The sequence below is a fragment of the Clostridium sp. JNZ J1-5 genome (assembly GCF_053901425.1).
The window spans coordinates 2,672,765-2,684,865 of record NZ_CM132773.1 but is presented as its reverse complement, the minus strand read 5'-3'; the positions used below and the strand labels follow the sequence as shown (position 1 = coordinate 2,684,865).

General features: G+C 29.3%; 10 protein-coding genes and 1 riboswitch. Of the genes, 1 reads left to right on the top strand and 9 read right to left on the bottom strand.

The window, feature by feature from the left end:
- Nucleotides 1-404 precede the first annotated feature (404 nt).
- The 7 genes from ACWW38_RS12945 to guaB all read right to left on the bottom strand — a co-directional run bounded on the left by ACWW38_RS12945 (nucleotide 405) and on the right by guaB (nucleotide 7,637).
- The gene (locus tag ACWW38_RS12945; protein ID WP_456257962.1) at nucleotides 405-1,166 is read right to left on the bottom strand and encodes a DUF1829 domain-containing protein; all 762 of its coding nucleotides are present in this window, start codon (nucleotides 1,164-1,166) and stop codon (nucleotides 405-407) included.
- A 19-nt stretch (nucleotides 1,167-1,185) separates the two neighbouring features.
- Entirely contained in the window at nucleotides 1,186-1,629 is a 444-nt protein-coding gene (locus tag ACWW38_RS12940) for a DUF6978 family protein (RefSeq protein ID WP_456257961.1), read from the bottom strand.
- A gap of 210 nt (nucleotides 1,630-1,839) precedes the next feature.
- Nucleotides 1,840-2,262, bottom strand: coding sequence for a hypothetical protein (locus tag ACWW38_RS12935; RefSeq protein WP_456257960.1), 423 nt, complete (start codon nucleotides 2,260-2,262; stop codon nucleotides 1,840-1,842).
- The gene (locus ACWW38_RS12930) at nucleotides 2,259-3,155 is read right to left on the bottom strand and encodes a ParA family protein (RefSeq protein ID WP_456257959.1); all 897 of its coding nucleotides are present in this window, start codon (nucleotides 3,153-3,155) and stop codon (nucleotides 2,259-2,261) included. Before ACWW38_RS12930 ends, ACWW38_RS12935 begins: the two co-directional genes overlap by 4 nt.
- A 13-nt stretch (nucleotides 3,156-3,168) precedes the next feature.
- Nucleotides 3,169-3,963 (bottom strand): FRG domain-containing protein, encoded by a 795-nt coding sequence (locus ACWW38_RS12925; protein ID WP_456257958.1) that lies wholly within the window; start codon nucleotides 3,961-3,963, stop codon nucleotides 3,169-3,171.
- 310 nt (nucleotides 3,964-4,273) lie between these two features.
- Nucleotides 4,274-5,809: a glutamine-hydrolyzing GMP synthase gene (gene guaA / locus ACWW38_RS12920; RefSeq protein ID WP_456257957.1), complete on the bottom strand. Its 1,536-nt coding sequence runs from the start codon at nucleotides 5,807-5,809 to the stop codon at nucleotides 4,274-4,276.
- A 373-nt stretch (nucleotides 5,810-6,182) separates the two neighbouring features.
- Complete coding sequence (gene guaB, locus ACWW38_RS12915; RefSeq protein ID WP_456257956.1) at nucleotides 6,183-7,637, bottom strand: IMP dehydrogenase; 1,455 nt, start codon at nucleotides 7,635-7,637, stop codon at nucleotides 6,183-6,185.
- Between the two features lie 137 nt (nucleotides 7,638-7,774).
- Nucleotides 7,775-7,872, bottom strand: a riboswitch (purine riboswitch).
- Between the two features lie 211 nt (nucleotides 7,873-8,083).
- Here guaB and ACWW38_RS12910 point away from each other — a divergent pair.
- Nucleotides 8,084-9,835: an EAL domain-containing protein gene (locus ACWW38_RS12910; protein ID WP_456257955.1), complete on the top strand. Its 1,752-nt coding sequence runs from the start codon at nucleotides 8,084-8,086 to the stop codon at nucleotides 9,833-9,835.
- 48 nt (nucleotides 9,836-9,883) lie between these two features.
- Here the strand turns inward: ACWW38_RS12910 and groL are convergent, their stop codons facing one another.
- Both groL and groES read right to left on the bottom strand, forming a co-directional pair.
- Complete coding sequence (gene groL / locus ACWW38_RS12905; protein WP_456257954.1) at nucleotides 9,884-11,512, bottom strand: chaperonin GroEL; 1,629 nt, start codon at nucleotides 11,510-11,512, stop codon at nucleotides 9,884-9,886.
- Between the two features lie 68 nt (nucleotides 11,513-11,580).
- Nucleotides 11,581-11,865 carry a co-chaperone GroES gene (gene groES, locus ACWW38_RS12900; protein WP_456257953.1) on the bottom strand — a complete coding sequence of 95 codons (285 nt, stop codon included), beginning with the start codon at nucleotides 11,863-11,865 and terminating at the stop codon, nucleotides 11,581-11,583.
- Between the last annotated feature and the right edge of the window lie 236 nt (nucleotides 11,866-12,101).

Below are 12,101 nucleotides of genomic sequence, written 5' to 3'. Positions count from 1 at the left end.
AATGATCTATTATTTATTCTCTAAACATACACATCTTTAACATTGATACATTCCTATCAGTTTAAAGATAATTTTCTGCCCAAATATAAAAATAAAGTAGTGTATAATAATCAATTTTTTAACTGAAAATCATACACTACTTATTATTCATAAATGCCTAAATCACCGGCTTTATTTTATTCCTACTCAATCACAGTATTTAAGCAAGGTTTATCAAACATTGATATTCCTTGCTTCCATTATATAAATTATTTATATTATATAATATATTTGAATGTTTTTTAAATATTAGTACGTTTTTAGTATGATATGCTTAAGAAAAGCCTTCTATTATACATAGTATTTTTGCAGTTAATTTTTCGATGTCAAAAGTAAAAACCTAAAATTTAATACCTAGGATTTTTTTAAGCTGTTAATTCTTTTACTATGTCATTCTTTTTTGTCCAAAATAACGGTTTAACATCATAGGAATTATATGCAGATAAGATATCACTCTTTATTTTATTATCTTCATCATTTAATATAACAAACATTAAATTAGGTGACTTACGATAGTTCTTTATATCATTCCAAGTAAATAGCGTACTTTCTGTATTGTTTTTCGAAGGATTGTTTATCACTTTTATATATTTTTCTGGAGTATTTTTTTTTCTATTTGGTGGTAAAATATAATCTATATTATGATCATATCCACTCTTACCTGTTATTTTAACATTGTCATTATATAGAATATCATTTTCTTCCAAAAATTTAGCAACATCTTCTGCAAAAAGAGAAGCTACGTTATTTTTATTTATATTATACAAGTCATTAATTGCGAGTATACCTTGTATATAAAAATGCTTTCTTTGCGGAAAGTCTTTTTCTGAAGTTACTATAGTTAAACAATCATCCTTTTTATCTATATGATAAACTTTAAGTATGTCATTTAAAATATTTTTTCGTTTTAATGTGTTAAATGTGAATCCACTATCCTCTAAATCATTAAGGACATATCCGTCATCAGTTAAAAAAATTTCATTATTGGGAAGTTTCTTTATATAAAATTGAATACAATCATTATGTCTATCTAAAAATGGAGTTGTAACTTCCGTATACTCTCCGATGGTATTTATGATAGTATTCTCTTTTAACCAGTTGTAATAACTTTCTATTAGCTTTTTCACATTAACACCTCCTTATATATTAAATTAGTGATTCAGAATATATTATATTAGGTATAGATTCAACATTAAAGTAATTTAGAAAATCTCTTAATAGTTGTGCTAAATTACTATCATCTTTAAAAATATTATTATCTAACTTATAAGCCCATTTATCTCCATAACCTTCTTTATATATATGTATATGAGGACAATTTATAAATTCTCCATCTGGATTTTGATGCCTCGGACCATTGGTATCCACTCTCAATAAAATATCATTTGTAATTTTACTTCTAGTTTGATACTTAACTTTACTCAACTTAATCTTACCACGTTCTATATTTAATATAAAGCCATCTTTACCAGACAAGCTTCTAATATATCTTTTTATCTTTCCACCTTTATTAGGCAAAACAATAGCTGAATTATCTTCTAAAAACTTTTTTGTTTTTAAAATATTTTCAAACTCTTTTTCGGATATCATATATATTATCTCCTCTTTATACCCTAATATACATTAATATGTAACTTTACTACATGTTATACATTTGATATTCTACATTATTCTATATATTCCTCCTAAAACAAAAATAAGCTTAGTTTTCTCAGCTTATTTTTAATTCTTTACATTTAAAAAAATAAAAAGATCTCTGAAGAGATTTATGGGTATTATTATTTACTATGAATTTAATAGTTATTTTTTATTTCTAGGAGACTCATTTATATATGTATTCCAGTTACTAAAAAAGCTCGCTTCTTTTTTCTTACCACCTTTTGTAGCTTTGGATACTTCTAAATCTTGTTTTGCAATTTTATTAGCCTTCGATACGTCTAAAATGAATTTATTAACTTTATTATTAATTGAAACTGCTTCTTGAATTTCTAATACATTAATGCTACTTACTATTTTACCAACTAATATTGTTTTAGACCTATATGCATAATCAGCAACTATTAAACCAAGAACATTCTCAACAAAATCTTTTTTTTCTTTACTATTCTTAAAAAACTTTCTTGAAAGTATCAAGGGGATCAATATACTATATAATTCATTTTTGTTTTCACTAACTATACAAATCTCACTAATCAAATTATTTATTGACTCATTTTTAATCACGATCTATTCTCCACCCTCCATATAAATTCTTCTGTTATTGATTTTATTGTCGTATCTACACCATTATTAGATATATCAATCATAAATTTTCTATCTGAAACGCCTCTTGGTATATCAGTAAAATATTTAATTGTTTCAGAAAAAACATTATTTTTTCCAATGCTCTTTTCAATATCTTCAATAACAGGTTCATGCAACTTATTTCTTGTATCTATTAAAGTATATATTACTCCACAACTATTAATTACTTTATTATCATTTTCAATAGAATCAACTGCTTTCTTTAATAATGCCAAGCCTAAAGATGACACATAGTCCGGTTTTAATGGTATTATATATGTGTCCGAAGCGAGATAAGCACTTATAAAATAAAATGAATATGTAGGTGCACAGTCAATTAATATGTATTTATATTTTTCTCTTAAATTTTTGTATTCTATATATCTTTTTAGACGTTTTGATATCCCATCTTTCTGCGTTATTTGTAATTCTATCAAATCTATGTCTCCAACTATCATGTCAAAATTATCTTTTATTTTTATTATATAATCTTCTTTTAAGTATGGCTCTGTAAGATTATTGCTATTAAATAGAGACCCTACTTCTTTTTTTAATTCACTCTTTTCACTAGAATTAATATCTCTATTCTTATCATCATATAAATAATAAATAGTTTTCCTATTATTTTTGAATTCTTTATATTTTTCCATATAATTATCTTCAGTTATTCCTAATATATATTGAGTTGCATTAAATTGCGGGTCTATATCTATTACTAATACTTTTTCCTTATACACGGTAGCTAATGTATTAGCTATGTTAGCACACAATGTAGTTTTGCATACTCCACCTTTCATATTCATAAACGAAATTATCTTTCCTTTTGTAGTCATACATATCACCCTTTTAAATATTTTCTAATTTTAGTCTTAAAAGCTCATCTTTTATATATCCACATAACCCTTCTATCCCTCCAAATAAAGAATAATGAGTTATCCCGTTTATATCTAAAAAATCAATACATTCCTCTATAATTTCATTTTTTAATAGTATCTTAACTATTAACTTATCTATCTCGCTAACATATTCTTCTTCCAACGGAATTCCTCTAGTTCCCTGAATAGTAAAAAATCCATTTTGAGATATAAGCCTATCATTACTTCTTCTAGGCACTATTGCAAAACTATCTATTTCAATATGCTTTTCAAAAAAACTTCTATAATCTTTAATCCTATCTGGCAGAGTATCTAGCGTTAATAGCCCAATATTATCATATCTATTTTCATGACCTTGTAGGTATAAGTTCTTACATTTATTATTTAATTGAATTGGAGCAATCATCCAAATACAAGCTTCGCTAATATCTTTTTTATTTTTTATTGCAAAGTATAATGCTGTCACAAAACTATCTGTCCAATCTAATAGTCTTGTATACATCCCATAATGCTGCATAAGAAAAATAGAATTCCATTCCTTATTTTCATAAAACCTGTTACAATATGAATCTCCATAGTTTATAAAACAATTAAAAACATTATTTTCTGCTTCTCTAACTTTGCTTAAATCAGTACTTATTCTATATAAACCACTATTAAGCTTATAACTTGCATTGCTGTGACCTCTAAACCAAACAGTTCCGTATTCTTTTTTAAATATTGCAACTTTATTTAAAATTCCAGCTAAATTATTAATACTAAACACTTCCTAATCTACTATAAGTTATCTTTATTGATTAATTTCTACATTAATTTGTAAATTCCTTTATATTAAATGAAAAAATAAAAAAGAACTCTAGCACTAGATTTTACTCTAATGCTAGAGTTTCAATTATATTAAAACTCTTTTATTATTTTTTCTATAGTTTGTAATGCTTTCTCTGTATTAGTTCCATATATGCCATCTTCCGAAACTTGTACGGCGGTCTGTATTATTTTATTGTACCAACATTGAAACTCTAGATATTAGTTTACACTGTATTTAGGTATACTATCTGTTTTAATAGCTTTCCCAGTTATTCCCATTCAATAGTTGCTGGTGGCTTAGAGGTTACGTCATAAACAATTCTGTTTACTCCTTTAACTTCGTTAACTATTCTTCTTGATACTATGTCTAATACCTCATAAGGTATTCTTGCCCAATCTGAAGTCATAGCATCTGAGGATGTTACAGCTCTTAATGCTACAGTATGGCAGTATGTTCTTTCATCTCCCATAACGCCTACTGATTGTATATTAGGTAAGCATGCAAAGTATTGCCATATCTTTTCTTCAAGGCCTGCTTTTGCGATTTCTTCTCTAAATATTGCATCTGCTTCTCTAGTTATAAATAGTTTTTCTTCTGTTATTTCTCCTAGAACTCTTATAGCAAGACCTGGTCCTGGGAATGGCTGTCTCCATACTAATTTATGAGGAATTCCAAGTTCTTCTCCAACTGCTCTAACTTCATCTTTGAATAATTCTCTTAATGGCTCAATTAGTGAGAATTGCATATCTTCTGGAAGTCCTCCAACATTGTGGTGACTTTTTATAGTAGCTGATGTATTTGTTCCGCTTTCAACTACGTCTGGGTATATAGTTCCTTGAACAAGGAAATCTATTTGCCCAAGCTTATTAGCTTCTTCTTCGAAAACTCTTATAAACTCTTCTCCAATTATCTTTCTCTTTCTCTCTGGATCACTTACGCCTTTAAGCTTTCCTAGGAATCTCTCTCCAGCATTAACTCTTATTAAGTTCATATCAAATTGTTTCTTAAATATATATTCAACTTGATCTCCTTCGTCTTTTCTAAGTAGACCATGGTCAACAAATACACATGTAAGTTGTTTACCTATTGCTTTATGAACAAGTACTGCTGCTACTGATGAATCAACACCACCTGATAGAGCACAAAGTACTTTTCTATCTCCTACTAATGCTTTTATTTCTTTTATCTTGTCTTCAGCAAAAGATGCCATTGACCAGTCAGCTTTTAATCCACAAACTTTAAATAAGAAGTTAGAAAGCATTTTCTTTCCAAATAGTGTATGTTCAACTTCTGGGTGGAATTGAACTCCATAAATTTTTCTTTCACTATTTTCCATGGCTGCTACTGGACATTGTTCTGTAGTTCCTACAATTTTAAATCCTTCTGGAACTTTTGAAACATAATCTGTGTGGCTCATCCATGATTGAGCTAATTCTTCTTCTATATCATCAAATAATAATGATTCTTTAGATAATTTTACTTCTGTCTTACCATATTCTCTGATTTCAGGGCTTTCTACGTTTCCACCTAGTGTATATGCAGTTAATTGGTGTCCATAGCATATTCCTAGCACTGGAATTCCCATTTCAAATACTTCTTTGTCTATTCTTGGAGTTCCCTCTCCATAAACACTATTAGGTCCTCCAGTAAAAATTATTCCCTTAGGATTTTTGTTCTTTATTTCATCAATAGTTACAGTATATGGGACAATTTCACAATATACATTGTGTTCTCTAACTCTTCTTGCTATAAGCTGATTATATTGTCCACCAAAATCTATTACTAAAACCAACTCTTTGTGCATTAAATTTAATCCTCCCGTTAATTATTTAGTAACCACTGGCTTCAAAACAGCCACCGGTTACTATATATCATGCTTGTTAACTATATTATATCATGGCACTGTTTTAAATGAATGTTGATTTTTACATTCATTTAAAACTTTCCATTAGTAGGTTAAGGCTATTTTAAAGATTGTTGAGTTCATTATAATGAGAATTTATAATTCTTATTTAGTATAACTATTGTAGCGTTAAGAACTTTCATTTGTCTGAGCTTTGCGAGTTAATGAAAGTTTAGCTATAATAGTTATACTAAATTTAGAATTATTTTCGATATTATACGAAATCAACAATCTCTTAAAACATAGCCTATATATATCCGTTCTTGATATTTAACTACCCTTGAACACTGTAATTTGGTGCTTCTTTTGTCATTGATATATCATGAGGATGGCTTTCTCTAAGACCTGCTGAAGTTTGAACTACAAATCTAGCATTTTGGAATAAGTCTTCAAGAGTTGGTGCTCCTAAGTATCCCATTCCAGCACGTAGTCCTCCAACTAGTTGATATATTGTATCTGCAACTACACCTTTATAAGGAACTCTTCCTTCTATACCTTCTGGAACTAGCTTCTTACCATCTTCTTGGAAATACCTATCTTTACTTCCACAAGCCATTGCTCCTAATGATCCCATTCCTCTATATACTTTATAGCTTCTTCCTTGGAATATTTCCATTTCACCTGGTGCTTCTTCACAACCTGCAAGCATTGATCCCATCATAGCTACTTTTGCACCAGCTGCAAGAGCTTTTACTATATCTCCTGAATATTTTATTCCTCCATCTGCAATTACAGGTATTCCATATTTATTTGCTTCTTCAACACAATCCATAACTGCAGTAAGTTGTGGAACTCCAACTCCTGCTACAACTCTTGTAGTACAAATTGATCCTGGTCCTATTCCAACCTTTATGCAATCTGCTCCAGCTTCTATTAAATCCTTTGTTGCTTCTGGAGTTGCAACATTTCCTGCTATAACTTGTAACTCTGGGTATTTTGCTTTAATTTCTTTTACTGCAACTAAAACTCCTTTTGAATGTCCGTGAGCAGTATCAACTGTTATAACATCTACTTTAGCTTTAACTAGTGCATCAACTCTCTCCATCATATCAGCTGTTACTCCAACTGCAGCTCCACAAAGTAATCTTCCGCTTTCATCCTTTGCTGCATTTGGAAATCTCTTAACTTTTTCAATATCTTTTATTGTTATAAGACCTTTTAAGTTATTATCCTTATCCACTAAAGGAAGTTTTTCAATCTTATATTTTTTAAGTATTTCCTTAGCTTCTTCTACTGTTGTATGTTCTGTTGCAGTTATAAGATTTTTGCTAGTCATAACATTTTTTATTGGTTGATTATAATTTGTCTCAAAAGCAATATCTCTATTTGTAATAATTCCTACTAGTCTTCCGTCTACAGTTATAGGAACTCCTGAAATTCTATATTTACTCATTAAATTAAGAGCATCTTCTATACTATTATCCGGTGCTAAATGGAATGGATCTGTTATTACTCCATTTTCCTGTCTTTTTACTCTGTCAACTTCAATAGCTTGTCTTTCAATACTCATATTCTTGTGTATTATTCCTATTCCACCTTCTCTAGCTATTGCTATTGCCATTTTAGCTTCTGTTACAGTATCCATTCCTGCACTCATTAATGGCACATTAAGTTTAATACTTTTTGTTAAATTAGTCTTTAAACTAACGTCTTTTGGTAAAACTTCTGATTTGTTTGGTACTAATAATACATCGTCAAATGTATATGCTTGTTTTAAAATAGTTGCCACTTCCATCAACTTCCTTTCAAATTATTATAATAAATCTACTTAAATTAGATAATCTTATTATGCAATTATGTAAAATAAAAATGCATTAATTTCATCGTAAATATACCTCGAGTGAAATTAATGCATCTTTTTTTAAAAAATATGCAATAACCACTCATAGTCGGGAATTTACGGCTCCCGGTAGAGACTCCTTGCCATATTCAAGGTATATATAAGTGAAGCAAATGCTAAATATTAAATTATGTTATGTCTTATTTTATTTTAGTTTTTGAATTTTGTCAATTTGTTTCTATCATTTTTTGATAATAAACTTGCATACTAAAACAAGGCTTGTTAACTCCTTATTAACTGATTATTAACACAATTTTACTTATAATCTAATATTTAAATAATATATAATATTTAATAATAATTCTTACTATTAAATATAAGAGGTGCATAAGTTTATGGAAACTTTTAATGAATTAAATAAAATTTTAAGTACAGGAAGTATAACCACAGTTTTCCAACCTATAGTATCCTTGAATGATGGAAATGTAATTGGATATGAAGCCTTAAGCAGGGGACCAAAAGACTCCCCCCTTTACTATCCAGATAAATTATTTCAATCAGCTTCAGCCTATAATAAATCTTGGGAATTAGAATCTTTGTGTAGAGTTAAAGCATTAGAAAAGGCTCATAATATAGATTGTGATAAATTATTATTTATAAATGTAGATCCTCTAATCTTTAAAGATGATAAGTTTAAAAAAGGCTTTACGAAAGAATTCTTGATCAAACATAAGATATCACCTGCATCTATAATATTTGAAATAACAGAAAAGACAGCAATAGAAGATTATACTGGTTTTAAAAGAGCTTTAGATAACTATACAGAGCAAGGTTATCAGATAGCTATAGATGATACTGGTTCAGGATATTCTGGTCTTAAAACACTATACCAGACTAAACCTCACTATATAAAAATAGATATGGATTTGATTCGGGATATTGATAAAGATTATTTTAAACAAGCTCTAATAAAATCTCTAGTAACCTTTGCAAAATCAACTAATATGAAAGTAATTGCAGAAGGAATAGAAACTGAAGCTGAATTATGTACATTAATAAATTTAAATGTTTATGCCGGTCAAGGATTCTTTATTCAAAAGCCATCTGAAAACTTTGATTTAGCTTCAGATAAATCTAAAGAAGCTATAATTAAATATAATAAACTAAAAAACACTAGAAATAATTTTGGAAATCACTGTATAGGTGAAATCAGTAGCTTTCAACCTTCCTTTTCACCTGATGTTTCTTGTGAAAAAATAAAAAATTATATTGATAAATCCAATACACGAGGTGTTTGTATAGTAAAAAAAGATAAGCCTGTAGGGCTAATCATGAAATATTCTTTGGACTCAGTAATGGCATCACAATACGGCTTCTCAGTTTTCTCAAAACGTCATATCGCCTTAATAATGGATAATTCCCCTCTAATAGTAGACTATAACACTCCCGTAAGCGAAGTTTCTAAAATTGCTATAGCAAGGGAAGATTCTAAAGTTTATGATTGTGTTATTGTTGTGAAAGACTCCAATTATTATGGACTTGTAAGTATAAAAGACCTTCTAGAGTTCACTACAAAACTTGAAAGAAATTACGCCAAAGAATTAAATCCACTAACTGGACTCCCCGGAAATGCCATAATCGAAAAAATTTTAAACGACATAAGGACTTTAAGCAGCAAATGCTGTGTTTTATATTTTGATTTAGATAATTTTAAAGCCTATAACGATGTATACGGCTTTGAAAATGGAGATAAAATACTTAAATTTACATCAGATCTATTAAAAAGTAATTTAAAAAAATTCTTTCCTTATAATAGCTTTCTAGGTCATATTGGAGGAGATGACTATATATGCGTAATAGAAAACACTATAGATAAATGTGAAGAGTTATGTAATAAGTTATTGATAGACTTTGATAAAAATATGCTTTCTTTTTTTAATGAAAGAGATATCCTCAATGGATATATAGAATCTACAGATAGACAAGGTAATAGAGCACTATTTAATATAACCTCTCTTTCTATAGCTGGGTTATATGGAAGCTTTAATAATTTTTCAAGCAGCGAAGAGATTGCAAAATTAGCAACCAAAATAAAAAAAGAAGCAAAATCCATAAAAGGAAGTTGTAAAGTCATAAAATTAATATAAAAGAGGTTCTTAGATTCAAGAACCTCTCTATATATCTATCATTTAATTTTAGTACATTCCATCCATTCCCATTCCGCCCATTCCTGGTACTGGTGCTGGGTTCTTTTCTGGAATATCAGCTACAACACATTCTGTTGTTAAGAATGTAGCTGCAACAGATGAAGCATTTTGAAGTGCTGATCTTGTAACCTTAGTTGGATCTACTATACCTCTTTGAACCATATTTACATATTCTCCACGTAATGCATCGAATCCTACTCCTGGATCACTATTCATTATTTTTTCTATAATTACTGATCCTTCAAGTCCAGCATTTGAAGCAATTTGTCTTACAGGTTCTTCAAGAGCTCTCTTTATAATTTCAATACCAACTTTAACATCAGCATTGTCTGCTGTGAGTTTAGCAACTTCTTTTATAGCATTAACGTATGCTGTTCCACCACCTGCAACTATACCTTCTTCTACAGCTGCTTTAGTAGCTGCTAGAGCATCTTCTATTCTTAATTTTCTTTCTTTCAATTCTGTTTCAGTTGCAGCACCAACTTTAATTAGGGCAACTCCACCAGCAAGTTTTGCTAATCTTTCTTGTAATTTTTCTCTATCGAATTCTGAAGTAGTTTCTTCTATTTGTCTCTTAATTTGAGATACTCTTTCTGAAATCTCTAGTTTATTTCCCTTGCCATTAACTATTGTAGTGTTTTCTTTAGATACTTTTACGCTTTCAGCAGTTCCAAGCATATCTAAAGTTACATCTTTAAGATCTCTTCCTAATTCTTCAGCTACAACTTCTCCACCTGTTAGTATAGCTAAATCTTGAAGCATTTCTTTTCTTCTATCACCAAATCCTGGAGCTTTTACAGCTACGCAAGTAAATGTTCCTCTTAATTTATTAACAACTAATGTTGCTAGAGCTTCTCCTTCTATATCTTCTGCAACTATTAATAATTTTTTTCCTTGTTGAACTATTTGTTCAAGTATTGGAAGTATTTCTTGTATGTTAGATATCTTCTTATCAGTTAATAAGATATAAGGATTATCTAATATAGCCTCCATTTTTTCTGCGTCAGTTACCATGTATGGACTTAAGTATCCTCTATCAAATTGCATTCCTTCAACAACTTCAAGCTCAGTTGCCATTGTTTTTGATTCTTCTACAGTTATAACGCCTTCATTACCTACTTTTTCCATAGCATCAGCTATTAATGTTCCTATTTCTTCATCAGCAGCTGAAATAGAAGCAACTCTTGCTATATCTTCTTTCCCATCAACTTGCTTTGATCCTTTTTTAATTTCTTCAACTGAAACATCAACAGCTTTCTTTATTCCTTGTCTTATAAGCATTGGATTAGCTCCAGCTGTAACATTCTTTAATCCTTCTCTTATAATAGCTTGAGCAAGTAATGTAGCAGTTGTTGTTCCATCTCCAGCTACATCATTTGTCTTTGTAGCAACTTCTTTAACAAGTTGAGCTCCCATATTTTCATATGGATCTTCAAGCTCTATTTCTCTAGCTATGCTAACACCATCATTTGTTATAAGTGGTGCACCAAATTTTTTATCTAAAACAACATTTCTTCCTTTAGGTCCTAATGTAATTTTAACTGCATCAGCTAATTTATCTACGCCTTTTTGCATTGAACGTCTAGCTTCTTCGCCAAATAATATACTCTTAGCCATCTAAAAAACCTCCTTATTTTTGCTATATACTAAATATACACTTTTCATATTCTATTTTCTATTATCCATTACTCTACTATAGCTAATATATCATCTTGTCTTAATATTGTGTATTCTTCTCCATCTATCTTAACTTCTGTTCCTGCATATTTAGAGAATAATACTTTGTCTCCAACTTTAAGTTCCATTCTTACTTCTTTTCCATCTACTATTCCGCCAGGTCCTACAGCAACAACTTCTGCTTCCTGTGGTTTTTCTTTAGCACTTCCAGGTAACACTATACCGCTTTTTGTTGTTTCTTCAGCTTCTAATCTTTTAATTACAACTCTGTCCCCAAGTGGTTTTATTCTCATACAAAACCCTCCTTATGTAATTTTTTTATATTTTATTTTAATAGATTTTATAATCTGTTAGCACTCATTAACCTTGAGTGCTAATACAATTATAATAATAATTTATACTAAATTTAATATCAAATTCCATGTTTTAACTTATATCATGATTTAACCCATTTAATTAAAATTACAATGAATTATCACTTTAATTCATATTATTTCTTTTATTTACTATGTATTTAATTATTATTAAA

Excerpts from the sequence above, each read along its gene's own strand:
- ACWW38_RS12940 (WP_456257961.1), bottom strand. The coding sequence starts at position 1,629 with ATGATATCCGAAAAAGAGTTTGAAAATATTTTAAAAACAAAAAAGTTT.
- ACWW38_RS12930 (WP_456257959.1), bottom strand. The coding sequence starts at position 3,155 with ATGACTACAAAAGGAAAGATAATTTCGTTTATGAATATGAAAGGTGGA.
- guaA (WP_456257957.1), bottom strand. The coding sequence starts at position 5,809 with ATGCACAAAGAGTTGGTTTTAGTAATAGATTTTGGTGGACAATATAAT.
- ACWW38_RS12910 (WP_456257955.1), top strand. The coding sequence starts at position 8,084 with ATGGAAACTTTTAATGAATTAAATAAAATTTTAAGTACAGGAAGTATA.
- groL (WP_456257954.1), bottom strand. The coding sequence starts at position 11,512 with ATGGCTAAGAGTATATTATTTGGCGAAGAAGCTAGACGTTCAATGCAA.
- groES (WP_456257953.1), bottom strand. The coding sequence starts at position 11,865 with ATGAGAATAAAACCACTTGGGGACAGAGTTGTAATTAAAAGATTAGAA.